The sequence below is a fragment of the Methylobacterium sp. 88A genome, from assembly GCF_000376345.1.
GTDB lineage: Bacteria > Pseudomonadota > Alphaproteobacteria > Rhizobiales > Beijerinckiaceae > Methylobacterium > Methylobacterium bullatum.
Map to the genome: position 1 here is coordinate 93509 of NZ_AQVT01000001.1, position 26170 is coordinate 119678.

Below are 26170 nucleotides of genomic sequence, written 5' to 3' on the forward strand. Positions count from 1 at the left end.
ACCCGCGCGGCACGCCGCGACGAGACCGTGGACAAAGTGGGCCGCTCTGATATGGTCCGCCCCGCTGAAGGGCCGGAACTCGACTGTCGAGACCGTTTCCGTCTGTCGGCACGCGGGCGTAGTTCAGTGGTAGAACGTCAGCTTCCCAAGCTGAATGTCGTCGGTTCGATCCCGATCGCCCGCTCCATTCCTTTTCCCAGCGTAGACAGGCGCTTGGGCTCTCAGGCTGGTATCGTCCGAACCCCTTGATCCAGCTTGATACCAGCCCAAGGCCGCATTAGACGCCTGGCGAGGCAGGAAAACGCCCCCGACGTGTCAAACGATTCCCGGATCGGACATCTTGAATCGTTTTACATGTTGGCCGGCCGGAGCGGCCCTTTCGCTTTCAGGCCCCAGCTGGCAGCCTTCCGGTAAGGACGACACCCTTCTCTGTCGACGGCGCGCTGCCCGGGCGGCCGGCTGGCCCGATCCGATGGCGGCGCTGCACAGCGTCGAGCGGGCAATTGGCGGCCAGCCGTCACCGCTACCGCCGGGCCGCCGGATCGCCGCGGTCGGGTATACGACGGACATCGATTGCGGCCTGCCGCATGAGCGGTGCAAGGGGTCGAGACGGCACGTCCGGAAATCGAGAGCTGCCTGCCACGTTCGCCCGCGATGGCAAACCGGGGGGGCTTGCAGGGTGTGAACGTGACGCGGGGCCTGTTCTGGCTCGTGGCGACGGCCGTCTGGATCGCGCTCGTTGCCTGGATGACCTGGGCGAACGTGTCGGACACGGTGCGGGGGCGTTACCAGTTCACCGTCGAGATGCAGGAAGGCGTCTCCAATCCTTTCGAGACGGAGAACATGTCCAAGCCGTTCTTGGAGGTCTTCCGGAAGCCATCCGAGGGTAAGCATCCGCCGCGGTTCGACCGGATCGAGTACCGATACCAGGACGGATTCGATGCGTCGGTGAAGTCGGGTCCCATGCTCTTCGTCGACTTTCCCGACGACACTCTTCTCTACGCGAACACGGCCTTCGACAAGGCGGAGCAGGATCTGGTTGCCAGGAACTTCCGGGGCCGGCGCTGGCCGCGGCGGCTGGATGCCCTCGGCGGGCAGGCGGGTCTCCTACGGCTCGCCCTGGTGCCGCCGCTCCTGCACCTGGCGATCTGGTTCGCCGGCCGGTGGATCGTGTCCGGGTTCAGGCGAGCGGCCTAGGGAAGGCCTCCGCCTTCACCTTGTGGAGGAGATCCATCGCCAGGTGCATGGCGGCGCGGCCGTCCTGGTGCTTGCCCCCCATTGCAGGAACCAGCGCTCCACACCGGCCTGGATGTCGGCGGTGATGACGTCGGATCCCCGGAGCGCGATCAAGGGCATGCCGCCGTCGAAGGACGCATGGAACATCGCGATCATGGCCTTGGCCAGGGCCACAAGCCCACACCGCTACAGACTTCTGCAGATCATTTCTTGTCGACACAGGTCGAGCCGCATGAGGAATCGTACTTTTCCAGCATCGCTTTCAACAATTCGCCCTGCGAGAGGCCATGTTCGATTGCGACCCGGTTGACGAGGCGAAGCGCTCGCTGGGTCGGAGACCGATCCGCTGCCATGAAGCTCTCAAAATCCCGGCCGATGCGATAGCCGATGAGCGCGCCGATCCCCCCGCTGACGCCGACGGCTATCAGGATGCCGATCTTGAGGTTGATCGACCAGGTCGTGAGGATCGCGCTCATGAACGAGGAGCCTTTGGTTGGTGGAGCGTGACATGCCGTTCCGGGTGCAACGACGTCGGCGTGCTGCGAAAGGCCTTGAGAGATCGGACAATCGAGCGCGTCACGTCTTTGGACGGTATGGTCAGGAGACCGGCGGCTCTTCGCCGGCCAGACGCTCAGACCCAAGAATGTCCGGATCTTTTGAGCGTTTCTCACCGAACTCCTGCTGCACCGTCGATATCGGATGGGTAGGCCCGGCGATCGACAGTTTTGCGAGATGCACCAAACCGGCATCGGTTCGGCCATGCGGCGCAGGAATACGCGCCTACAATTTCGAGATCAGGGCGCGAAAGCGCTCCTGCGCGAGTTTGAGACGACTTTCGGCCTTGGATCGAGCCTCGCCGAGACTGGTGAATTCGTCTTCCTGCGTGCTCAAATGAGCGAGATACCTCCGGGCAAGTTCGCTGTCTTTGGGAACTGCACCGAGGTTGCTGCGAATGCGCTCCTGCTCTGTGCTCACTTTCGCGATCCGGTCATTGATCTCCGTGATCTCACGGGCAACGGCTTCGCTGTCGGAGTGGGCATTTGAAAGCGTTTTCAAGGTGTCCGCCAGCTTCGCGTCGCCGGCAAGGGAACTCCAATGCAGGAGCATCGACGCGTCGGCGTCGACGAGCGCGTAAGTCTCGACGTGGAGGCGTTCCAGCACCGCCTGAATCTCGGCCGTACCCGCGGCGGGAACCGAGACCTTCAACCGATAGGCCGTCGGGGTCTCGGTATCGAGCGCCGCGGACGTGAAGGTCCAGCCGCTGCGGCGTGGATGCTCGATCACGACGGTGCGCGGTGCGTCCTGAGCGCCTTTCACCGTGTAGCTCGTCACTTCGCGCGACCGTGTCTTGGCCCGGACCGCGCCGTCGACGACCGTAATCTCCGTCAGCACCTGGTTCGGCTGCGTTTCGGCCTGGACGCGGACTTTCCGATCGACGGCGAAGGCGGCGAAACGCTGTTCGCCGACGGGAGTCGCGGGCAGCCGCGCATCGCCGACATAGCCGAGCTTGCCGTCGTAGATCGTCATGATGCCCGGCGGCAGCGTCGCCGCGGATCCGTTGCGGATCATCAGAACTGCGGTCGGGTGGACGCCCTGTCCTGGTTTCCAGAGCGCGATCCGCGCGGCCTCGATCTCGGTGTCGAGGATGGGCACGGACAATGTGCGGCCGACTCCCAGATCGACGGGGTGGGGGAGCGTGAAGTTCGCCGCCACATCCCCTTCCGTCGCGTCGGCAGCCGCCGCGGCCGGCGCGGCCTCGTAGCGCGCATCCGGTAATGACAGTCGGTCCATTCGCGAAATCGGAGCCGGGCGGGGAGGCGAGGGGGCAGCGATCCCGTCGTCCTGGAACGCCCGCGCGGCGGCCCTGGGCGCGACCGTACCGGGATCGAGGTCGGGCAAACCGACCTCGTCGATGGGAAGCGGGGCCTCCGGACGCTGGCGCCAATAGCGGCGATGCAGACGCTGCCGGAGCGCCACCGGCGATCCGGACGAGAGGGTGACGGCAACCCCCTTCCAATCCTCGCCCAGGGCGTTCTCGATGATCGCCCAGGCCTGAAGGTTCGCCCGCCCGCTTCCGCCATCGACGAGCCGATAGCTCGTCTTCCACACGGGCGCGGGAACCACATAGGTGAGACGCACCTCGCGCTTGCCGGTGCCGACCAGGGCGATCTCGACGCGGCGGGCACCGTCGGCCTTGGCCTTACCGGCCACGTCGACCACCTTCGCGATCCTGTCGACCATGGCGGGATCCCGGATCGTCACCGTGACGCCGTCCTCGACCTTCACGGATTCCAAGGTGCCGGCCTCCGTCAGGACGGAGAGCACGCGCACCGTTCCGGTGTCGGATCCGGCGTCCCGCGTGGACAGGCCGAGCACGCGCCCTTCCAGCACCCGCCCGGAACTCTCGATCCTGATCTTGACCCCCTGCAGCTTGCCCGCGAGCTGCGCGGAAGACGAGAGATCGTCTGCGGTGAAGGGCGCGGAGCGCAGGATCTCCTCGACCTGATCCTCCGCGTCCAGCCGAATGGCGCCGACCGAGCCTGCGGGGTCGCGCACCACGAGGCTCTTGAGGATGTCGTCGATCTGATCGGCCTGGACGTCGATCGCGACCGTGGTGTCGCCCTCGACGGACCGGGCCACGGTGACCTCGGCGAGTCCACCGCTCGACAGCGTGACGTCCCGAATGCCGCCCGACGCCGCCATGAGAGGCGGTGCCGTGGCGAGCATGAGCATCAGGCTTCCGGCCAGCATCAATTGATAGGTCACCATCGCTACCTCCCTTATCCGGTCACGGGCTCCCGCAGGCCCGCCTCGTTCGAATACCGTCTTGTCGTCGGCGTTCCGCGTGACGGTGCCGGAGTCGTTGCTCCAGGTTCCGGCAAGGCCGTCCTCGGGGGGATGCGCAGACTGCGCAAGACTGTCACGCGCCCTGCGATCTCTCCCAGCAGCAGCGCCGCCGGATCCTTGGCACCGAAGCCGAAGACGCGCTCCTGGGCGGCGAGAAAGCGCTTCTCGTCCATGGTGAGGCGCGCCGCCGCCGTTGCGCTCAAGGTGCGGCGGCGGTCCTGATAGACGTCCGTGAGGTCGGCGTCGGCCTGCGCCGGCGGGACGCTCGCGCAGATCGCTTTCTCGACCTGCGAGGCGGCTGTCGTGCAATCGAAGGACGGTTTCGCGGGCGCCGCCAAGGCTACGGATGGCGCCGACACGGCCAAGGCCGCACCGACGGCAAGGGCCTTCGTTCCGATCGACATCTCCTTCAGGCGCATACTCGTCTGGTCTCTTTCCGGAACGGGAATCGGCCTACGATCCCTTAAAGCTGAGGCATGGCGGGCGGGCAGGGGCCATCTCGCGCGGCGCGGGCGGGGTGTCCACGCGGGGTGGCGGAACGTCGTTGGGTGCGGAGGCCGGCTGCTCCGTCCGAACCATGGCCTTCGGGGGCTCGGCGACGGGCGCCCGCCGGTTCGCGGGTGCCGCTTCGCGGACCGTGTCACGAAGGAAATCCTCCGTGGTGGCGGCCCGACCGGTCGGGGCGACGCCGGCCGTTTCGGCCGGCCGGCCGCTGCCGCCGTCGCGCGGAGCCGGTGCCTGCGAGACCGCGGGGGCTCCTCGGCGCCTGCCCTCCGGCACCGTGATCCGGAAGGTGTAGGGGACCGTCGTGCCGTCGCTGAAGGTCACGTCGACGGACAGCATATCGAGGCCGGAAAAATCGGGCCAGGCCGTATAATAGAGGGACATCGTGTCCATCTTCACGGATTCGCAGCCATCCGCTTTGCTTCTCGTGCTGCCGTCGTCTTCGACCGTGGCATTGAGGATCGCGAATTCCCGTCGTTGCTCGATCCGGCCTCCGCGCGGTGGCCGGACGAGCTCGATCAGAGCGGCCTGCGACCGGCAGCTCGGTGGTGGCGAGGAGTAGCTGAATCCCTGTAGCAAGCGCTTCTGTCCGGGCTGCGCCGTCTTGTTCACCGTCTCCGCACGGGCCGCTCCCGCCAGGCAGAGCCCCAGCAGGGCGGCGAGGCCGGCCTGCGTCGACAGACGGCCGAAGCCGGTCGATTGGCGATGTTCCATGGGGACCTTCCTCTGCGTCGAAATCGAATGGACGGGCCTCCGAGACGAAGCGTTCATCCGGGGCTGGCGGGGCCTTCCGGGGCGGAAGGCGCAGCCCCGCGGGGATTGCCGCTGCGCCTCCACCGGATCGGGGCGATCCGCGCTCACCTAGAGCTGAGGCATGGCCTGCGGACGTGGGCGGGGCGCGGGCGCCATTTCTCGCGGGGCGGGCGGAGACGTCGGGGCTTCGATCCGCGCGGGCGGCGCGGCGGCGGTGGCGCCGGGCACATTCGCCGCCTTCGCAGGGGGAGATTCCGGCGCCTGCCGGGGCGCGGGTGTCGCCCCGCGAACCGTGTCGCGCAGGAAGTCGCCGGTGCTGGCGGCCTGGCCCGCGCCGTCGCCGCGCGGGGCGGGCGCCTGGGAGACGGCGGGAGCCTGGCGGCGTTCGCCCTCCGGCACCGTGATCCGAAAGGTGTAGGGGAGCGTCGTACCGTTACTGAAGGTCACGTCGACGGACAGCGTGTCGAGACCGGAAAAGTCGGGTCGAGCCGTATAGAAGATCGACATCGAATCCTTCTTCACGTCCTCGCAGCCATCCACCTTCCGGATCGTGGCGCCTCGCTCGTCGATGTTGTTGCCGAGGACTCTCAGCTCCCGCCGTGTTTCGGCGCGTCCGCCGCGCGGTGGGGAGACGAGGCTGACCGAAGCTGCCTTGGAACGGTACCCCTGTTGGGGAAAGTAATACGTGAAGCCCTGGAGGAAGATCCGCTGGCCCGGGCGGGCGGTCTTGTTCTCGGTCTCCGCCTGCGCCGGCAGCACGAAGCCATGCCCGAAGAGGCCGGCCAAGCCGGCGAGCGCCAAGGATCGCAAGGCCAAGGATCGCAAGGCCAAGTTCGGGAGACGGTGTTTCATGGGGCTTCTCGTCGGCTTCGGGAGGGCATGTCGTGGCGGACACTCAGCCGGGGCTGGGCCGCTCCAGGACCAACTTGCCGCCATCCGTGCGGAAGCGGACGGTGTCGGTGCTGTTGGCCGATTGGGCGCTGCAGGTGATGGCCACGGGGCCGGCCATGGGGTTGGGCAACTCGCAGAGACCCTTGGCCTTTCCGACGTCAGGGGCTCGGCGGCCTTCTCGATGTCGACCTTCTTGACGAGATTGAGAGCCGGGCGATCCACGGTTCCCACCGTTTCGCCGCCGGCCGCCACCACGCCGCCGCCGAGGGCAAAGAGAGCCGGACACAAACCCAGCTTCGCACCGGCCGCGACAGGCGCTGCCGACTTCTCGCGGGACCCGGCAGTGTTTGCCTGCGCTTGGCGCTCAGCATCCAAAATCATTAATCTCTCTGGAAACTATTGCCACAAATTCTGTGCCTATATAAATATATTTTGCCATAATATCTGAGGGTAGATAATTCTTATTATGAAAAGAAACGGATTTTTCCTGCCGCTAGGCATGAGCAAACTTCTAGTCAGGCCTCGGAATTCGATCTAGTAGTGCATATGAGCTATGCCGCGCCCGGCCCGTGATGGGCATGCCGGCCATCAAACGCTTGGCACGGAACGATGGAAGGTGCTCCCAGTGACATGAGCGTACGCGAGATGACGGATCGAGGAGCCGAGACCGTCATCGTCGCTGACGACCATCCGCTGTTCCGCGAAGGGATGAGGCACGTCGCCGAACGCCTCTTTCCGGAAGCGCTCATTCAGGAGGCTGCCACGATGGAGCAGGTTCTGGCGCTCGCCCGCGCCGGGCGGCCGCCGAAGACCTTCATCCTCGACCTGCTGTTTCCCGGCCTCGATCCTCGCTGTTCGATCCGCAGCCTGCGTGAGGAGTTCGAAAAGGCGTCGATCGTCGTCGTCTCGATGATCGACGACGAGGAGCTGATCCGTACCGTGATGGCCGAAGGGGCGGACGGGTTCATCGGCAAGGCGCTGCCCGCCAGCGAAATCGCGCTGGCGATCACGGCGATCGACGAGGGTGAGTTCGTGATCCGGCGAGCCGCGACCTCGGAGATCGCCGTGACGCACAGCCCCCTTCCGTCCCTGACGCAGCGTCAGCGGGACGTTCTGCGCCTCGTCGCGAAGGGACGCACGAACAAGGAGATCGCCAGGGAACTGGACATCTCTCCCTTCACCGTCCGCATCCACGTCTCGGCCCTGTTGCGCGCCCTCAACGTTCCGTCTCGTTCGGCCGCTGCCGCGAAGGCGGCCCATGCCGGGATCTGGAGATGACCGGCCGCGGCCGGGCCGGAACCTGATCGTACACGTGCCCTATGTAGGCTTGGCCGGGATTGTGGCAAAGCCCGATGCCATGATGCGATCCGGTCAAATCGCTGGGCGTTCAGCGCGTCGAAACATGGCGGCTGCCGTGGCCCTGGTGGGATCCGCCGCCGTGACATACGCCCTCGAGCCCCCTCGCTGGCAGCTGAAGGGCGCGGAAACGCTGACTTCACGGATCGGGACGGGAAACGGGAACGGGGATGCACAGGAGGTCGACGAAGCCCGCGGGTCGGTGGTCAGGACGATCAGCCGGAAGGCCTGCTGATGGGACTTCGCCTCAAGTCCTACGGGACGGCAGGGTCGAACGGCTTCTCCTTCCTTCTCCTTCTCCTTCGGTTCCGGGAGGTCCCCCTGCATCGGGCGATCGTCGGCGAGGTTCCTGCCGGTTCCGACGAGATGGCCAGCTGCCCGCCTGAGGACGACGGGGCCTGCCGGTTCGGTGCGAGCAAGGTCCTCCTCGACATCCTGCCGGAGGATTCTGCGGGGCGCCTGTCCTGGCCGCCGATCCGCGTCGCGCTCACGGGCACGGTGAGGGGACAGGATGGAAAGGTGCGCAACGCTACGGACGCGGATGCCCGCGTCTACCGGATCGACGAGGCCGTGGGCGCATACCGCTGAGATAGGCAGGAGGCCGCGGGCATCGAAATGCGCCCAACGCTCGTGTCCCGTCTCGTCGAGGAGATTCCAATGCCGAATGGCGAGCCCCCGGCCGCTCATCGCTCTCGAACGACCTTCCGCATGAGCGGATCCCAGACGGGCGCCCCGACGAGGCCGGTCCACCGGTGAGCGCCATGAACCGCGAGCGGGACGAGGATTCCGGTAACGAGAAGGCGCAGGCGTTCATCCGGATCGTCGTGATGGGATGCGTCGACCTGTACGTTCTGACCCGGGTTCTCGCCGGAATCGCCGGCCCCGACCTGAAGATCATCGCCGTTCTCCTGACGGTCCACTGGCTTCTCGCGGTCGCGATGTATCTTTGGATCTCGCGACATCCGGGCAGCAGTCCAAGACGGCGCGGCCTCGCCTTCGCCCTCGACATCGGTGGGATCACCTACACGATGGCCTACGGTGGCGCGCCGTTCCTCCCGCTTTACGTCATCGTCCTGCGCATGATCGTCGGGAACGGGTTGCGGTTCGGTCTGACGGCTCTGAAGATCTCGACGGTCGCCGGGCTCGTCTCGATCGCGGTGACGACCTCCGTCAACGCGTACTGGCGCGACAACCCCTTCCTCGTTCTCACGTTTGTCCTCACCACCATCTTGGTGCCGACCTACATCTATGACCTGCTGAAACGCCTGCGCGGCGCCTACGAACGCGAGCAGGAGGCGAGCCTGTCCAAGTCGCGCTTCCTGGCTCAGGCGAGCCACGATCTGCGTCAGCCGATCCACGCCATCAGTCTGTTCACCGCCTGTCTGCGCAGCGCGAAGCTTGGTGCCGGGGAACTGCAGATGGTCGACAACATCGAGCGGTCTCTGCAAAGCGTATCCCGGCTGTTCAAATCGCTCCTGGACATCTCGACGCTCGACAGCGGCAAGGTGCAGCCTCGCCTCGAACCGGTCGAGATCAACGAGATCATTGACGAGGTTCTGCGCCAGAATTCGCAGGCCGCTCATATCAACGGGATCGAACTGCGCAGCGTGCCCTGCAACGTCGTCGTCAGGACCGATCGGGCGCTGTTCACGACGATGCTTCAGAACATCGTCAACAACGCGATCAAGTATGCGCCGGGCGGCGCGGTTCTCGTCGCCTGCCGGCGGCGCCGGAATGGCCGGCTCGCCGTCCAGGTCTACGATCGCGGGCCCGGCATCCCCGTCGAACATCAGGCCAAGGTCTTCGAAGAATTCTACCAGGTTCGCCGACGGGGCGATTCTGACATCGAGGGCGTCGGCCTGGGGTTGCCGATCGTCCAGCGCCTCGGCCGGCTCCTGGGCGTGGAGGTCGAGCTCCGCTCGATACCGGGGCGCGGAACCTGCGTGACCTTCGACAATCTCCCGATCATCCCCGAGCCGGTTGCCGCGAAGGCTTGGCACGCGCTCGATCCGCCTGCGACGCTGCGGGGCTTGCGGGTGCTGCTGGTGGAAGATGACGAGGCCGTCTTGATCGCGACGGCGAGCCTCCTGCGCAGATGGGGGTGCCAGGTGCGAGCCGAACTCGCGATCCCGGGCGCCGTCGCCGATCTGGATCTCCTGATCACCGATTTCGATCTCGGACATGGCGTGACGGGAACGGACTGCATCGCGGCGATCCGCACTCTCTCAGGCCGCGACGTGCCGGCCCTGGTGATGACCGGCCACGACCAGGCGTGCGTACGCGAGGATCTGGGGGCGCCGGACATTCCGATCCTGTCGAAGCCGGTGCGGCCCGCCGAATTACGGTCGGTCATCGTTTCGCAACGGATCAGGATGCGTGCGTGATGGGGCCGGCTGTTCCAGCCAAATGTGAGAAGGAATAGGATATGATCGATAGAGGGTATCTGATCGCTGCGGCGTTTGCATTCGGCTTCGTTCTTTCCGCTCCGGCGTGGGCTCAGAATGCTCCGAAAGGCTATTACGAAGCCATGGCCGAGGCGGGCGGTCAGCTCGATGCCTTAGGAGTGGCATGTGGCAAAATCGATCGGATCACAGCAACGACACATCGCTCCAAACTGCAGCAGGATTTCGCCACCAAGGGGCTGTCGGCGGTGGAATTTGCCCGGATCTATGACAAGGCGTTCGACGCGATGACCGTAGAGACACAATCGAATCCCGCTTCTCTGAAGGCGAGTTGCGACAAGATTTCTAAGATCGTCACCCCCCCGAAGTGATCGCGGTTCGTCTGATGTCATGGCTTCCGGCGGTCGTGCGCTTCCAACGGTGCGGCCGTGATTATCGGATCTGATCCATGTCGATTGCCGGAGGCCGTCAGGAACGCTCCCAGATCAGAGACCATCGTCGGCAAGAGCAGTGCGACGGCAGGTTCCTTGAGGTCGCGTACAAAATTCTGCGCCGTGCACGTGGTCACAATCGCCCTGATCAGCCCGGTTTCGTCGCCGGCCTCAGAAGTGGATCTGCCTTGAAGCGTGACCCCGCCTCGAAGTGTGATTCAATGTATAGATCAATGCTTTAAGCTATTTCGCGAGAAGCGAGATCTTTCCGCGCTTATTCTCGCCGGGCGTCCTCGTTGGACAGCCTGCGCCGGTGGGCCACTTCTCAAACCCGCAGGTTCGTCTTCGACGGAACCCGCCCCTGGCGCAGGTCGATGCGGGATCGTTGGGCCGCTTCCCGGGCCGCAGCGACTGGAAGGTCCATGCCCTCCGAGGCGGACCGTCCGGGTCTCCGTCTTGAGGTACCAGGCCCCCCTTGCTTGCCCACGCGCAGCACCAGGCCGCGCTCCCGCTCGTCGGCCCGCTCGTGACCGCGCCCCTCCAACCGGCCTGACGCCACAAGTTTTCGTGCGGCCTCGACGTGGCGTGCGATGAGTTTGGCGCGCTCGCGTGTGCGGGCGTTCGGGGAGGGCATGCGGGCTCCGGGGTCTGATAACAGTCACGCCAAAGCACCCGCGGCAAGGCTCTATACCTACCCGGTCCAGGGATTTTCCCAGCTCACACAGGGGTTTGGCGAACGGTGGAGAGGATCAGGGAAGGGGGTCGATAAGGTGCGTCTCAGCTTCCCAAGCTGAATGTCGTCGGTTCGATCCCGATCGCCCGCTCCAGTCCGACGATGTGAAGCCTCGGGCTTTTCTCCGGTACGCTCGACTTTTCGTTCTCCTCTCGGGCCAGCGACCGATCCGTGATCGGCCCCGACTCGGGTCTGTTCCCGAGGATCGAAGGCGACTACACCCGGCTTCCGGCACCGTCACGCACGTGTGGCGGACCAACCCCGACGTCGCGGATTTGGGGGCGGGGCCTTCGACAGGAATCATCGCATGCGGTCCAGCCGAAGATTGTCCGAACGCTGGTTGACGCTCGGGCTCTGGCTCATCGCCTTCCTCTTTGCCTGGTTCCTCATCGGCCTCGGCTCCCTCGTCGTCGGCGACCTGCCGCAGGTGGAGCACCGCCAGACCCTCGAACAGTTCCTCGACGGGCCGACGGACGAGGCGGCGGCCGAGTCCCTGAAGCGGATCCGGCGGGAGCAGGACGACAACCGACGCCGGACCGAGCAGGAGCAACTCGCCCTCGATGCCGCGCGCTCGGCCTCGGAGGCGGCCCGCGAGACCTTCGCCAATTGGCTGAGGACCCGCGACGCGACGCAGCGCGTCGATCGGGATCCCGACCTGATCGCGCGCACGCAGGCGCTCGATGCCTTGAAGGGGGCCGAGCGGACTATCGAGGAGCGGCTGGAAGCGTTGGCCAAGGCCCGGCTCGATCTCTCCGAGGAGGAGGAGCCGCTCACGCGGGCGGAGAGCGAACGGCGTAGGGCGGCCGAGGTCAAGCTCGGCGCTGCGGAGCGGGAGCAGGAGTTGCGCGTCTTCGGATACCGCCTCGCCCTGACGCTGCCGCTTCTGGCGCTGGCCGGTTGGCTGCTGCTCAAGCGACGGCGGAGCCGCAACTGGCCCTTCGTCTGGGGCTTCGCCTTCGCGGCGACCTTCGCGTTCTTCGTGGAGCTCGTCCCCTATCTGCCGAGCTATGGCGGCTACGTCCAATACGGTGTCGGCGTCCTCGTGACCCTCATCGCCGGCCGCGCCGCGATCGGTGCCCTGCAATCCTACAACGAGCGGCAGAAACTCGCGGAAACGCGCCCGACAGAGGAGCGCCGGGGCGAGATCGCCACGGACCAGGCGCTGGAGCGGCTTGCCAAGAAATCCTGCCCGGGCTGCGAGCGGCCCATCGCCCTCGACGATCCGAGCCTGAATTTCTGCCCGCATTGCGGCCTCGGCGCCTTCGAGCGCTGCCCCGTCTGCGACCACCGCAAGAGCACCTTCGAGCGTTTCTGCCGGGCCTGCGGAACACCCTCGGCCCCCGTGGCGCATCCGGTCGCCACGTGACGACAGAGGGCCACCCGCGGTGCGCCCCGGCCTCGGGAAAGGCCGGGGCGCACCGGCGAAAAAATCCCGCTCGGTTCGAAACCCCTCAACGATTGCAACCCACTAAGCGTCGAGCTTAAAGGATTTTTTAACGCTGATCGGTATGTTTGATCTCGGCCCGACAGTCTGGAACGCTCTCTCGGCGTGATGTCGAGAACCATCAGCGTGAGATGAGATGAAGAAGTCCGGCTTGAGCCTGATGTCGCTGAAGTCGCTCTATGCCCTGGTGGCGGGAGGCTCCGCGCTCGTCGGCATCGCCGTCGTCGTGGGCAGCATGACGATCTCTGGCCTGGGCCGGACCGACGCGCGCAAGCCCCTCGATGCCGCGCAGACCTCCCAGCGCTTCGCCGCCGCGGTCGATCGCGGGGTCTATGACGTCGTCCAGGATCTCAAGACCCTCGCGATCACCCTGAAGCAGGCGTCCCCGCGCCTCGATGCGGATGAACTGCAGCCGGTGATGAGCGCATGGCTCAGGTTGCGCCCCGATTATGCCGAACTCAACCTCGTGGGCTCGAATGGCCGCGTGAAGGTCGCCGGCAACGATCTCGGATTCGGCCGGGACGTGTCCGGCCGGTCCTGGTTCCTGCGGGCCAGGACCTCCCAGGCCATCGTCGCCGTCCCGTCCCCGGGGGGCAGTGGCCAGACCGTCTTCGACATTGCGCTCCCGGTTTCGGCGACGGTGTCCGGAGGCGACGATGTCCTCGTCGCACGCCTGAACGAGGCATGGCTCGGCGATATCGGGGACAAGGTGCTCGGGCCGTCTCGCGGCGCGGGCGGTGCCATGAGCCTGTTCGTCCTCGGCGCCGACGCGCGGCCCGGTTCGGGCCTCATGGCGCAACAGGCGGCCGGTGCACGGGAGGTGGTGGAACAGGCCACGCCGAGCGCTGGATTCCGCGACCTCGGCCCATCGGGCTGGCTCGCCGTGGCGCGGGTGCCGAATGCCGGGCTGCCGCGGAGCCTCGAGGCGGCCCTGCCCGACAACGGCAGCCTGGCGCTGTGGCTGGCGGCGTGCGTTCTCACGGCCTGCGCCGGCTGGGTCGTCGGCGATCGCATCGTGCGGCGGCTCAAGCTGATCGGGGAAAGTGAGCAGGGCGTCTCGTCACCCTCGCGCATCGCCGAACTGGTGGAACACGAGGAGCGTCTCGTCGCGCGGGAGCGCAGCGGCGTCCGCGCCCTGCAGGAGACGCGCTCGGCCCTCTCGCGCATCCGGGAGCGCTTCCGCACCTTCGAGGCCATGTCGGGCTGGACCTACTGGGAGATCGACATCGATGCCGGCAGCGTCACCTGGTCCGATCCCGCCACGCGTTCGGCCCATGCGGTCCCGGACCGCGCCGTCGCCCTCACCGACCTGAAGAGCGGCATCGCCCCGGACGACCGCGACCTCATGGATTTCACGATGCAGGCGGCGCTGGATCAGCCCGGCCCGCACGACGTCGTTCTGCGCACCACCGGGAACCTGGCGGAGAATGGCCAGCGTCGCCTCTTCGTTCGCTTCATCCGCGCCGAGGGCGACACGCAGACGGCCAAGCCCACGATCCTGCATGCGCTGAGCCGCGAATTCGTCGGCGAGGCCGTGAAGGACGTGGATCGCGTCGGCGGTTCACCGGCGGAGGGCAGCGCGTCCCCGATCGATCGCCGTCGCCGGGAGAGCGACGCTCCCGCGGAATCCCGCACCGGTACCGTCCTGCGCAAGGTGGTGGACGGGGTGATCCACGACTTCAACAACGTCCTCACCATCGTCATCGCCAATCTCGCGACCCTTCAACGGCGTCATGACCTTCCCTCGGATCAGGGGCGCCTGATCGATGCCGCCCTGTCGGGCGCGCAACGCGGATCGAGCCTGACCCGGCGGCTCGTCAACTTCGTGCGCCGTGACGATACCGGCCTTCAGGAGACCGATGTCGGTGTGACGCTGGGCGCCTTCGGCCCGTTCCTCGGCGCCAACGTGCTGCACCAGACCACGGTCGAGACCCGCGTCCGCCCGGGGCTGGCCAAGGCGCTGTGCAGCGAGAAGGTCCTGGAGGCCGTCCTCCTCAATCTCGCCTTCCATGTCCGCGACATCGGGTCGGAAGGGTTCGCCATCGGCGCCGACGAGAAGGTGTTGACGGACGACGAGGGCATCGCCCTCGCCTCCGGCCGCTACGTGCGGATCGTCCTGGCCAGCGGAACGCCGGGTCGCCATGCCGCCGAGATGCCCTCGAGCGACAGCGAGGCGACCAAGGCGGTGTCGGCCCTCCTCACCCAGGTCGGCGGCGGCTTCCGGCTCCTCTCGGATGGGAGCGGCGGCACGGGCTTCCTCGCGGAGCTCTGGCTCCGGGCCGGAGAGGCGTCCTCGGAAACCGAGGCGTCCGAGGACGGTGCGCGGATGCCCGCCCTTCGGGTCCTCCTCGTCGACAGCGACAGCCTCGTGCGCCAGAGCTTCGCCGATGCCCTCGTCGATCTCGGTCACGTCGTCGTCCAGGCCGGCTCGGCCGAGCACGCCCTGGCGCTCATCGACGAGGCGAAGGATTACGACGTGATGATCGCCGACTGGGCCATGCCCGTGGTGAGCGGCCTCCAGCTCGCGGTGACCATGACCAACCGTCATCCCCAGATCCGCGTCATTCTCGCGAGCCCGGGGGGCCAGTTGCCGGCGAGCGCCCGCGCCTTCCTGCATATCGAGAAGCCGTTCCGCTATCCCGCACTCGCTGCCGTCATGCGCGAGGCTGCCCGGAAGGCCCCCTCGGCCGCCGCCTGAGACGGGCCGGCGCCCGCATCGTCCCGTGAGCGCCGGTCGGAGACATCGGCCGGCGTCGATCCGAGGGACGCTTGCCGAGGAAGAGATGGGCCGATGGTCGCCCCCGTCCGGAGCGCGTCGTGCGGATCGCCCGTGTCGAACAACCGGTTCCCTGCCTGCCACCATGTCGACCGGCCGTTCCTGGTAACGCGCGCCATTCGGGGCTGCCGTGAGGCGACGGCGCCCGGTTCGGGGATCGGCCGCCGTGCAACGGATATGTCCGAGTCCGATTACGGCACGAAATGAAGTCAAGCCGCGCAAGATTTCGGTAAGGTTTCGAGGGGCCGTAAATTCTCGGATGCTGTTAGGTTCCAGTTAACGTTGACGCAACATAAAGGAACCCGCGTCGATGGTAACGGTACCCGCTGAGGGATGCATCCGGGCGCGTCGGGACAACAGGGTCGTGCCGCCATGAACCGCTTTGCAGGTCTTACCGCTGTCCTCATCCCCGCCTTCCTCGGTGGGATGCAGGCACAGGCTGCGGATTGGTACACGGGTGCCGAGCCGGTCGCCCGCGACGATGCCTGGACGACGGCCGTGGATGCCTCGGCGGCGGTGACCTCGAACAGTTCGGCCTTCGGCTCGGTCACCGGCACCTTCGCGACGGAAGGCACCCTGCTTCAGAGCGGCCCGCGCGTCCGGGTCGAGGCCGTGGCCGGAACCTACAGCTATCCCGGTCAGGGGGTGGGCCAGCGGGTCGACGGCTACCAGCAGGAAGCCGCTCTCAGCGCCGGCTACGAGTGGATCTGGCGCGATGCCGCCCTGGCCGGCTTCGTCGGCTTCAACGTGCGGAGCAACCAGCTCTCAATCCTCGATCCGGGCAACCCGGTGGTCGGAACCGGCGTCGGTGCCAAGCTCGCCGCGAATTTCTATGCCAGACCCTCGGAAAACACGATGGTCTCGGCCTACGGCTCCTACTCGACGCAGTTCAGCGCCTATTACACGCGCTTCCGCGCCGGATACATGGTCGCGGACGGGGTGTATATCGGCCCCGAGGTGATGTTCCTGGGCGACAATTTCTTCACCCAGTATCGCATCGGCGCCCATGTCACCGGCTTCTCCATCGGCCCGATCAAGATGGCCGTGGGCGTCGGCTACGTGAAGGACCGGATCCAGGGCGCCGGCTATTATTCCAGCGTAGAGGCCCGGGCTGCGTTCTGACGTCGCACAGGCGGTGTTCCGTTTTGGTGCACCGCACTCTCGTGCATGGCCGCGGCGTCGCAGCTGGCCGGTCCTGTCCAAAACGACACATTAAAAACGCGATTTCTCTATTTCGAGCCTGGCAAGATAATCGCAACCGGTTGGCCGCACTCTGTGCGCGCGGCTCGCCGGGCTCTGTCGTGTTTCGGGATTTGTGAAGTTAAGCATCCTTCCTCACGACAGCTTCATCCAGCCGCGCGATACTTGCCTACGTCGACCCATTGCCCGCCCCCAGAGGGATACTCGTTTTGAGATCTGCATTGCGCTGGACCGTGTGGCTGGTGTCCACGGTCGCCGTACTCGCTCTGCTGAGTCAGCCGATCAGCACGCAGGATCAGCTCGCCATGAGCCTGTGCGCCATGGCGGCGATGATCGTGCTGTGGATCTTCTTCGACAACCCGCCGGCGCGGTTCGTCTTCCTGGCCCTCGGGAGCCTGGTGGTCCTGCGCTACATGTTCTGGCGCGTCACGAACACGCTGCCGTCCCCATCCGATCCGGTGAGTTTCGGGTTCGGCCTCGTCCTGCTGCTGGGCGAACTCTACTGCGTCTTCATCCTCTTCATCAGCCTCATCATCAACGCCGATCCCCTGCGCCGCAGCACGCCGCCCATGGGCGCGCCCGAGGACCTGCCCACCGTCGACATCTTCGTGCCGAGCTACAACGAGGATGCGGGGATCCTCTCGACCACCCTGTCGGCGGCCAAGCTCATCGACTACCCGGCCGACAAGCTCCACGTCTGGCTGCTCGACGACGGCGGCACCGACCAGAAATGCGCCGATCCCGACCCGGCCAAGGCGCAGGAGGCGATCCAGCGGCGGAGCGAGCTTCAGGCCCTGTGCATGGCGCTCGGCGTCACCTACCTGACCCGCTCGCGCAACCAGCACGCCAAGGCGGGCAACCTCAACAACGGCCTCAAGCATTCCCAGGGCGAGATCATCGTCGTCCTCGATGCGGACCACGTTCCGTTCCGCTCCTTCCTGCGGGAGACGATCGGGCATTTCGCCGCCGATCCGCGCCTGTTCCTCGTCCAGACCCCGCACGCCTTCCTCAATCCGGACCCGATCGAGCGGAACCTGCGCACCTTCGACCGCATGCCGTCCGAGAACGAGATGTTCTACTCGGTGACGCAGCGCGGCCTCGACAAGTGGAACGGGTCGTTCTTCTGCGGCTCTGCCGCCCTCCTGCGCCGGCGCGCCCTGGACGAGGCCGGCGGATTCTCCGGCGTGACGATCACCGAGGATTGCGAGACCGCCTTCGAGCTGCATTCGCGCGGCTGGAACAGCATCTACGTGGACACGCCGCTCATCGCCGGCCTGCAGCCCGACACGCTGGTGGCCTTCATCGGCCAGCGCTCGCGCTGGTGCCAGGGCATGTTTCAGATCCTGATGCTCAAGAACCCGCTGTTCAAGCGCGGGCTCCACCCGATCCAGAAGCTCGCCTACCTGTCGAGCATGACATTCTGGTTCTTCCCGGTGCCGCGCATGATCTTCATGTTCGCGCCCATGCTGCACATTTTCTTCGATCTGAAGATCTTCGTCGCCAGCGTCGATGAGTCGATCGCCTATACGGCAACCTATATCGTCATCAACCTGATGATGCAGAACTACGTCTACGGCAAGTTCCGCTGGCCGTTCGTCTCGGAGCTCTACGAATACGTCCAGGGCCTCTATCTCTTCCGCGCGATCATTTCGGTGATCGTGTCGCCGCGCAAGCCGACCTTCAACGTCACGGCCAAGGGCGCCGCCCTCGACCAGGACCATCTCTCGCCCATGGCCTGGCCCTATTTCGCGGTCTACTTCATCCTGCTCATCGGCTGCGGCACGGCCCTCTACCGCTACCTGTTCGAGCCCGGCGTCACCAACCTGATGCTGGTCGTGGGCCTGTGGAACTTCTTCAACCTCCTCACCGCCGGCGTGGCCCTCGGCGTGGCGGCCGAGCGCCGGACCACCGAGGCGAGCCCTTCGTTGGCGATCGACCGGCAAGGACGCCTCGTCTTCGGGGGCCGCGCCCTCGATGTGGCCATCGAGCGCGCCTCGGCGCTCGGCTGCACCATCCGTTTCGGAGCCGAGGGCCTGCCGCCGGGGGCCGGGAGCACCCACCGCATGGGCCAGCTCTCCGTGGTTCCCATCGACGGCGCGCCCGTGCAGGTCCCGCTGCCGGTGGAGATCGGCGAGATCACGCAATCGGGCGATGAGGTGGTGGTCACCCTGCAGTTCCAGCCCCTCGATCCCAAGGGTTACGGGGCGCTTGCGAGCCTGATGTACGGCGATGCCGGCGCTCTCCTGCGCTTCCAGCAAAGCCGCCGCCGGCACAAGAACATCCTCTCGGGCACGCTGCAGCTGATCTGGTGGGGCCTGGTCGAGCCGTTCCGCGCGGCGAGCTACGCCTTCAAGGCCGGGCACGCCTCGACGGAGGAGGCCGCAACCAAGGCCGCCAAGGCGCCCGCCGTCCTGCCGAAACCGGAGGCGAAGGCCCCCCTTCTGGTCCAGCGCCCGGCGCCCTTCACCGCTCCCGGAGACACGCCTCCCACCCCCCCGCCCGGCCCGTCCGACAATCCCCTCGTCGTCCGCCAGGGATCGAGCCGCATTCCCGGCAGCGAGGCCGCGACGGACTGGGTCCGGCTGATGCTGGAATTCGAGAACGACCGCCTTCTCGAAGGAGCAGGAAAGCAGGCGAACCGCGGGTCCAGCGACCCACTCGTGCGGACGTGAGGGAGATCGCCATGCAGTCCGTTCGCATTCTCGCCTGCCTCACCGCCCTCGGCCTCGTCGTGTCGACGCCTGAGAGCCGGGCCCAGAGTTTTCTCGGATCGGGGCCGACCGAGCGCTTCTCGGTCCCCCCCGTGGGTGATGCCATGCGTCGCCCGGAGGCCCCGCCGCCGCCCCGCGCCAGTCCCCCGCCGGAGGAGGCCCGGCGCGACACGCCCGCCGCCAGGATCGCGCCGGCGCGGCGCTTGGCGGCCACCACCGACGGGTTCCGGATGGAAGGCGAGGAGGCGACGCTGCGCTTTCCCGTCTATCTGACGGAAGCTCAGACGCGGGGCCGCCCGCGCCTGCGCATCTCCTACCTTTCGGCCATCTCGGTGGCGCCGGAAGCCTCGGAACTGACCGTGAGCGTCAACGGCGCCGTGGTCGGCCGCACCAGCATCCAGGCGCCGGGCGCGGTGAAGGTGGTGGAGTTCGAGATACCCGACGGAAGCCTCAAGCTCGGCTACAATTCCGTCTCCCTGCAGGCGAGCCAGCGCCACCGGGTCGATTGCTCGCTCAACGCTACATACGAGCTCTGGACGCAGATCGACCCGTCGCGCTCAGGCCTCGTGATCGCGCCGGTCGCCGCCGCCAGCCTCGAACTCAAGGATCTCCCCGCCCTCGAACCCGATGACAGCGGTGCCCTGCCGGTCCGGGTGGTGGCGAACGACAAGCCGAACCTGCCCCGGCTCGAACGCATGATCCACGCCGTGGAAGCGGTGGGCCTCATCGGCCGCATCGCTCGCCCCGTGGTCGAGTTCGGCCCGCCCATGACGGGTCGGGCCGGCCTCAACCTCATCGTCGGGACGGCGGCGGAACTGCGGGAGATGCCCGATCTCGAATCGATCGGCGCCACCGGCGGGCCGAGGCTGGTGGTCCTGCCGCCGCGCCCGGACCGGGCGCCGACCCTGGTCGTCAGCGGCACCAGCTATGCCGAGATCGAAGAGGCCATCGCGTCCCTGGCGCGGGGAGGCGAGGTCTACGGCACCCCGGCCGGCCTGAAGGCCGCGTCCCTGGCGCGCGGCACCGTCATGGAGGGGGACGAGACGGTCTCGCTGCAGAGCCTCGGCGTCTCGACCCGCGAATTCTCGGGGCGGCTCCTGCGCACCGCCTTCGACGTCTACCTGCCGGCCGACTTTCTGCCCGCCGACTACGGCAAGGTCATGCTGAACCTGGCGGGCGCCTACGCGTCCGGCCTGACCTCGGAAGCCCGCATCCTCGTGGATCTCAACGGCAGCAATGCCGCCAGCGTGCCCCTGGCCCAGACCCGCGGCGAGGTCTTCGAGAACAACACGATTCCGCTGCCCCTCGCCCGGTGGCGTCCGGGCCTCAACCGGGTCGCGATCATGGCCCAGGTTCCCACCCCGGCGGACGAGACCTGCGGCCTCAACGCCACGGATTCGAAGCGGGAGCGGTTCCTGATCCTCGACCGTGCCAGCCTGTCGATCCCCACCCTTGCACGCGCGGCCAGGATCCCGGACCTCGCCGCGACGACGAGCGGAGCCCTGGCCTTCGTCAAGTCGGAGCGCCGGCCGCGGCTCGTCCTGCCGACCCTCGACAAGGATACGGTGGCCGCCGCCGCGACCCTCGCCGCCAGATTGGCGGGGGCCGCCGGGCGGATGATCGATTTCGAACTCGCCGGCGACCTACAGGGCGGCTCGTCCGGTCCGACCCTCGTCGTCGGCCCGGTGCGCTCCCTGTCATCCGCGACCCTGTCGGGGCTGGGCCTCGACCCGGACCAGATCAAGTCGATCTGGCAGGCGCGGGCGGAAACGGCGCGGGCTCCCGGTCAGTCGGGCTCGGTGCCGGCGCCGACCCTGGACCGGCTTCGCCGCAACCTGCCGCCGCGCTGCAGCCTTCCCGAACTGATCCTGCGCCCGGCGCCGGTATCGACCCCTCCCGTGGCCTCGGCCGGAGAGACGCGGCGTGCGCCCCAGGCCAGGCTGTCGGATGGGGATCTCGTGACCAAATGGGACGAGACCCTGCGCGCGCGCCATCCCCTCCTCGAGGCGGCGGACGGCGTCGTCGAGCGGGCGGGGGCCTTGGTCAATTCCCTCGTCGGCGATCCCCGCGCGTTGTTCAGCGCGGCACCGTCGACGCCCGCCACCGTCACCGTCCCCCCCGGCGCCAGCCTGCTCATGGCCCAGGGCTTTCCCTCGAAGGCGGCGGTGCAGAGCGGCTTCGACGGGTCGGTCACCGTGGTCACCGCCCCCAACGCCCTGCTGCTCAAGGCCTCGACGGCCTGCCTCGTGGATCCCGAGGTCTGGTCGCGGATCGACGGGCGCTTCGCGTTCCTCGATGCGTCCGACGGCTCCCTCGAGACGGTGGGAGCCAGGAACGTGGACCTCATCGAGACGAAGACCCGCTCCCTCTCCAACATCCGCCTCGTCACCGCCGGGTGGCTGTCGATGAACCCGGCGATCTACGTGGCCCTCACCCTCGGTCTCGCCCTGCTCCTCGGCCTGACGACGACATCGCTGGTGCGCAATATCGGCCGGAAGAACGGATGACCCGCACCATGCGTCCCCTCCCAGGCCTGGCGCTCTGCGCCGCGCTGGCCGTCGTGAGTTCCTGGATCGGTCCCGCGAGGGCGCAGGACGGCGCCTCGCCGGTCCCGCCCGCCACCGCGATCCCCGGCGCCCCCAGCGCGAAAGGCGATGCCATGCCCGGAGCCGCCAAGGCGACGGTTCTCGTCGACTCGCTCAAGAACCCCGATCTCTGGCGCTCCTACCGGTCCCGCTTCGTCACCGAGGCGGGCCGCGTCGTGGACACCGCCAACGGCCTGATCAGCCACAGCGAAGGGCAGGGCTACGGCATGCTCCTCGCCGTGGCCGCCAATGACCGGGTCACCTTCGAACGGCTGTGGGGATGGACCCGCGCCAACCTGATGGTCCGCTCCGACGAGCTGATGGCCTGGCGCTGGGAGCCCGGCAAACGGCCGGCCGTGGCCGATCTCAACAATGCCTCCGACGGCGATGTCCTCGTCGCCTGGGCCCTCACGGAGGCGGCCGAGGCCTGGGACGAGCCCTCGTACCGGGTGGCCGCGCGGCGCATGGCCGTGGAGGTCGCGCGCAAGACCATCCTGTTCAAGGACAAGAACGGGGCGCTGCTGCTGCCGGCGGTCTCCGGCTTCTCCGCCGCGGAGCGCGCGGACGGGCCGCTGATCAACCTCTCCTACTGGGTGTTCCCGGCCTTCGCGCGTCTCCCCATCGTGGCCCCCGAATTCGACTGGGCGGCCCTGACCGCCAGCGGCCTCAACCTGATCCGCCGCTCCCGCTTCGGCACGGCGAAGCTGCCGACCGAATGGATCTCCCTGAAGGGCGACGAGCCGCGTCCGGCGGACGGCTTCCCGCCGCTGTTTTCCTACAACGCCATCCGTATCCCGCTCTACATGGTCTGGGCGGGGGTCGGGCGCCCCAGCGATTACGAACCCTTCGTCGCCCTCTGGTCGGGTCCCGACCGCGAACGTCTGCCCATCGTCGATACCGCCGACGGCCGGACGGTCGAGTCCTTGAGCGAGAGCGGCTACACTGCCCTGTCGGCGCTGCTCCTGTGCGACAGGAAGGGCACGCCGCTGCCCGACGGGTTCGGACGGCCGCAAGGGAACGAGAACTATTACCCGACGACGCTGTACCTCCTGTCGATGGTGGCGCTGCAGATGAGGAACCTGTCATGTCCGGCACGGTGATCCGCGTGAGGGAAAGGCCGGTCACCGCTTCCTCGACGGCGCGCGCGCGCCGGCTGGCGCTGCTATGCGGCGCCGGTCTCTTCCTCGTCACCCCGGCGGCGGCGCAGACCGAGAACCCGGACGAGGCGGCGCGCGCGCCCGCGATCATCGCCGCGCCCGGCAGTTCCGGCGCCGCCGGCATGGTCGACGAGAGCGCCCTGCGCTATTATGCGTCGCAGAAGCAGACGGCACGGATGAAGGCCGAGGCCGCCCGGCTGAAGCAGCTCTATCCCGGCTGGGTCGAGCCCACCGACCTCGACACCCTTCAGCCGAGCCCGCCGGAAGAGGCGCCGCTCTGGGACCTGTTCACCGCCGGGCGTTTCGACGACCTCGATGCGGCGATCGCGGCAAGGCGCGCGGCGGACCCGAACTGGCGCCCGTCCGACGAGCTGTCGCGCAAGCTCCTGCGCGCCAGTTTCCGCAGCCGCCTGAAGGCCCTGACCTCCGCGCGCAAGACGGCGGACATCGTGGCCCTCTACCGGGCCGACCCCTCCGCCCTCGATCCCAGCGACGTGGAGAGCTACTGGACGACCGCCGAGGCCCTGGCCTCCGAGGGGGGCACCGCCGAGGCTCTGGCTCTCTACAAGTCCGTGCTCGACACCAGCAACGACACCGGCGTGCGGTTGGCCACGATCCAGAAGGCGATGGCCACCCTGCCGATGACCATGGCGGAGAAGCTCGTCGCCATGGGGCGCGGCGATGCCGAGGGAGGTTCCGAGTTCAAGGCGATCGCCAACGACATCACCCGCGCCCGCATCGTCGCCGATCTCCACGGTGCACCGGCACAGGAGCCGAGCCCGGCGGATATGGCCGCGTTCCAGGCCTATGCCCGCGCCTCCGGCGATTCGAGCCAGACCGGGCTGCTCGGCTGGTACACCTACAACCACCGCCAGTTCCGGGCGGCCCTCGACTGGTTCAAGCTCGCCATCAGCCGTGGCGGCGATGCCATGATCGCCCACGGCCTCGCTCATACCCTGCGCGAACTCGGGATGCTGCGGGAGGCCGAGGAGGTCGCCTATGCCTGGCGGGACAAATATGTCGGCAACAGCATCCTGTTCATCGACCTCATGGGCCGCAAGCTCACACAGGCCAATCCGAGCTTCATCGACCTCGACCGGATCAACCGCTACGCCAAGGTGACCCTGGCCACGGCGTCGGGGGAGGGGGCCGAGGCGCTGGGCTGGTACGCCTACAATTCCTGCCAGTTCGAGGCTGCGCTCGAGTGGTTCCAGCACGCGGTGGCCTGGCTTCCGAGCGAATCCGCCGTGACCGGCTATGCCCTGTCGCTGCAGCGCCTCAAGCGGAAGCAGGACTACCTCACGATCGTCAACCGCTATGACGGCCTATTCCAGAAGGTGGTGGACCTGCTGTTCCGCGAGGGACCGGCCGGACCGCCCCTGGCCTGCGCGGCCACGGCGGACGCATCCCCGCCCCAGGGCGGGCGCCTGGCACCGGGGGCGCCCGCCCCCGCCTCCGCCCCGGCCGCGCCTGCGCGGAACACCGCCGCCTATGGCCGGGTGCCCAAACCGGATTCGTCGGGGGACGGCCAGGCCAAGCCCCTGTCGGTCCAGCGCAGCGAGTTCCCCCTCGCGGTGCCGGCGGAGAACCCCCTGCGCTACGCTCCCCCGTCCCTGGCGCGGGTGGTGGCGGATCGGCAGGACGGGGCCTTCCTCGCCGAGCCGCCCGTATCGAAGACCATGCCGCTGGTGGCGCGCCGGGTATCCGGAGCGGGGCCGATGCCCTACGAGAGCTATGGTTTCAACCTGATGCCGGGCTATGATGGCTCGGAGCGGTCCTCCACCCTGTCGGAGCCGGGCGAGGGCACGATGTGGCGAGCCCAGCAGGCCGCGCGAACCCGTGCCCCGCAGGAACGGGCGGCGTCGGAGACGGACCGCTTCACCTTGCCCAACTCTCCGGCCGCCAACCGCGGCTACGATAACCCCGACACCGCGCCGAGTTCGATGCAACGTCCATGATCCGCTCCAATCGGTCCGCAGCCGCCCCGCGATCCGGCGTTTTCACCGCCCTGATCCTCCTGCCGTTGGTGCTCACGACACGGGCGGCGCTGGCGGAGTCCGTGGTCGAGATCCCCGGCGCGGGCCGCATCGCGGATGTGGCGCAGACCGCGTTTCGCGATGGCTACGCCCAGCGCGTCACCTATGCCGGGGGGGCGCGCAACTACGCCGAGATCAGCGTTCGCAACGGCACCGATACCGGCTCGCGCTTCGGCCCGGCCCTGTCCATGGGAAAGCCGACGCGCCTCGGGATCGCCGCGGAGCTTCTGGCGCGGTTTCCCGGTGAAGTGATGCGCGTCTCCACCGTGCCCAAGCGGAACGCCTACGGCCCCGTGGGCCTCGCGGTGGGCAGCAATTGCCTTTACGCGTGGCAATGGATCGACCTCGCCCCGCGATCGGGCGGGCGATCGGCTCCAGATAGCCTGTTCGGTGGTAGCACCGAGCGCGCGGCGTCCTTGCGGGTCAGCCTGTGCCGGACGGCCACCGCGACCCTGGCGGATCTCGTCTCCGGCGTCGAACGCATGCACCTCTCCATCGGCGCCGGACGCGATGGCGGCGGAGCGCGCGTGTCGACCCGTCCAGCACCAAAGACACGACGCGAGCGTCCCTCCGCCCAGGCCGCGAAAGCGGTCGAGAAACCCTCAAAGGCGGATCCGCAGCCTCCCGGAGCCATGGAGCGGCCGAACGCGCGGGCTCAGAAGGCCGAGGACAACCGGCGGGTGCCCCTGTCGCCCGCCGTGGAGCGCAGCGTCCCGACCGTTCCACAGCCTGCCGTCGGCACCGCCACCGTGCCCCTGCCGGCCGGTCCCGCCGCCGGGGCACCGCGGTACATTACTGATACCGCGCCCGCCCTCGCGCCCACGGTTCCCGTCGCCGCACCCAAACCCGCGCCCAGAAGCGTGGAAACGGAAGACCGCTTGTCTCCCGACCTGCCCCTGCGAGCCTATCGTCCGCCGCCGTAACGATAGTCACACGGATAGATCTCGCCCCGATAGCCCTATCCGCAGTCAATGCCGGACCGGCGGCCTCTTGCCGCATCATATCGGCGAGCCTGAACCGATCGTTCTTCGCTCGTGGGGTGCGCGCATGCATCGCTGCCAAATCGTCCCGACCTGATGATGTGCTTTGACCGGCCGCTTGCTGTGCC

The 26170-nt window shown here is 67.6% G+C and carries 20 protein-coding genes and 1 tRNA gene; 14 read left to right on the forward strand and 7 right to left on the reverse strand.

The genetic code is table 11. The features are described from left to right. The first annotated feature begins 112 nt into the window (after positions 1–112). Together A3OM_RS0100450 and A3OM_RS0100455 are read left to right on the forward strand one after the other, a co-directional pair. Positions 113–187: transfer RNA gene (locus A3OM_RS0100450), tRNA-Gly, on the forward strand. 467 nt (positions 188–654) lie between these two features. Continuing rightward, on the forward strand, positions 655–1197 hold the full coding sequence (locus tag A3OM_RS0100455; RefSeq protein ID WP_081612600.1) for a hypothetical protein: 543 nt from the start codon (positions 655–657) through the stop codon (positions 1195–1197). A gap of 15 nt (positions 1198–1212) precedes the next feature. Here the strand turns inward: A3OM_RS0100455 and A3OM_RS0100460 are convergent, their stop codons facing one another. The 7 genes from A3OM_RS0100460 to A3OM_RS26510 form a co-directional block, all read right to left on the reverse strand. Beyond that, a complete protein-coding gene (locus A3OM_RS0100460) occupies positions 1213–1410 on the reverse strand; it encodes a hypothetical protein (RefSeq protein WP_018041760.1) in 198 nt (65 codons plus the stop codon). Between the two features lie 29 nt (positions 1411–1439). Then, on the reverse strand, positions 1440–1712 hold the full coding sequence (locus A3OM_RS23300) for a hypothetical protein (protein WP_018041761.1): 273 nt from the start codon (positions 1710–1712) through the stop codon (positions 1440–1442). Between the two features lie 304 nt (positions 1713–2016). Continuing rightward, positions 2017–4005 (reverse strand): DUF4139 domain-containing protein, encoded by a 1989-nt coding sequence (locus tag A3OM_RS0100470; RefSeq protein WP_018041762.1) that lies wholly within the window; start codon positions 4003–4005, stop codon positions 2017–2019. Positions 4006–4016: 11 nt separating this feature from the next. Then, positions 4017–4502 (reverse strand): hypothetical protein, encoded by a 486-nt coding sequence (locus A3OM_RS24690; RefSeq protein WP_026175580.1) that lies wholly within the window; start codon positions 4500–4502, stop codon positions 4017–4019. A gap of 34 nt (positions 4503–4536) precedes the next feature. Then, positions 4537–5301: a hypothetical protein gene (locus tag A3OM_RS0100480; RefSeq protein WP_051074293.1), complete on the reverse strand. Its 765-nt coding sequence runs from the start codon at positions 5299–5301 to the stop codon at positions 4537–4539. 147 nt (positions 5302–5448) lie between these two features. Next, complete coding sequence (locus tag A3OM_RS0100490) at positions 5449–6192, reverse strand: hypothetical protein (RefSeq protein ID WP_081612601.1); 744 nt, start codon at positions 6190–6192, stop codon at positions 5449–5451. 43 nt (positions 6193–6235) lie between these two features. Continuing rightward, positions 6236–6361 (reverse strand): hypothetical protein, encoded by a 126-nt coding sequence (locus A3OM_RS26510; protein WP_274533752.1) that lies wholly within the window; start codon positions 6359–6361, stop codon positions 6236–6238. Positions 6362–6861: 500 nt separating this feature from the next. Here A3OM_RS26510 and A3OM_RS0100500 point away from each other — a divergent pair, with 500 nt between their 5' ends. The 12 genes from A3OM_RS0100500 (at position 6862) to bcsN (ending at position 25985) form a co-directional block, all read left to right on the forward strand. Next, positions 6862–7509, forward strand: a complete 648-nt coding sequence (locus tag A3OM_RS0100500; RefSeq protein WP_018041766.1) for a response regulator transcription factor — start codon at positions 6862–6864, stop codon at positions 7507–7509. A gap of 312 nt (positions 7510–7821) precedes the next feature. Next, positions 7822–8175 (forward strand): hypothetical protein, encoded by a 354-nt coding sequence (locus tag A3OM_RS23310; protein WP_018041768.1) that lies wholly within the window; start codon positions 7822–7824, stop codon positions 8173–8175. 173 nt (positions 8176–8348) lie between these two features. Beyond that, positions 8349–9971, forward strand: coding sequence for a hybrid sensor histidine kinase/response regulator (locus A3OM_RS0100510; protein WP_018041769.1), 1623 nt, complete (start codon positions 8349–8351; stop codon positions 9969–9971). Between the two features lie 41 nt (positions 9972–10012). Beyond that, positions 10013–10360, forward strand: a complete 348-nt coding sequence (locus A3OM_RS0100515) for a hypothetical protein (protein ID WP_018041770.1) — start codon at positions 10013–10015, stop codon at positions 10358–10360. Between the two features lie 1100 nt (positions 10361–11460). Continuing rightward, positions 11461–12519 (forward strand): zinc ribbon domain-containing protein, encoded by a 1059-nt coding sequence (locus tag A3OM_RS0100520; protein WP_026175583.1) that lies wholly within the window; start codon positions 11461–11463, stop codon positions 12517–12519. 214 nt (positions 12520–12733) lie between these two features. Beyond that, the gene (locus tag A3OM_RS0100525; RefSeq protein ID WP_018041772.1) at positions 12734–15295 is read left to right on the forward strand and encodes a response regulator; all 2562 of its coding nucleotides are present in this window, start codon (positions 12734–12736) and stop codon (positions 15293–15295) included. A 504-nt stretch (positions 15296–15799) separates the two neighbouring features. Next, on the forward strand, positions 15800–16495 hold the full coding sequence (bcsS, locus tag A3OM_RS0100530) for a cellulose biosynthesis protein BcsS (protein ID WP_051074350.1): 696 nt from the start codon (positions 15800–15802) through the stop codon (positions 16493–16495). 287 nt (positions 16496–16782) lie between these two features. Further along, positions 16783–19245, forward strand: coding sequence for a UDP-forming cellulose synthase catalytic subunit (gene bcsA / locus A3OM_RS0100535; protein WP_043764284.1), 2463 nt, complete (start codon positions 16783–16785; stop codon positions 19243–19245). An 11-nt stretch (positions 19246–19256) separates the two neighbouring features. Continuing rightward, positions 19257–21791: a cellulose biosynthesis cyclic di-GMP-binding regulatory protein BcsB gene (locus A3OM_RS0100540; protein ID WP_043764285.1), complete on the forward strand. Its 2535-nt coding sequence runs from the start codon at positions 19257–19259 to the stop codon at positions 21789–21791. A gap of 8 nt (positions 21792–21799) precedes the next feature. Beyond that, positions 21800–22969, forward strand: coding sequence for a glycosyl hydrolase family 8 (locus A3OM_RS0100545; protein ID WP_157196419.1), 1170 nt, complete (start codon positions 21800–21802; stop codon positions 22967–22969). Next, a complete protein-coding gene (locus tag A3OM_RS0100550; RefSeq protein ID WP_018041777.1) occupies positions 22954–24984 on the forward strand; it encodes a hypothetical protein in 2031 nt (676 codons plus the stop codon). The genes A3OM_RS0100545 and A3OM_RS0100550 overlap by 16 nt, the downstream gene beginning before the upstream one ends. Continuing rightward, positions 24981–25985, forward strand: coding sequence for a cellulose biosynthesis protein BcsN (gene bcsN, locus A3OM_RS0100555; protein ID WP_018041778.1), 1005 nt, complete (start codon positions 24981–24983; stop codon positions 25983–25985). Before A3OM_RS0100550 ends, bcsN begins: the two co-directional genes overlap by 4 nt. The last annotated feature ends 185 nt before the right edge of the window (positions 25986–26170 follow it).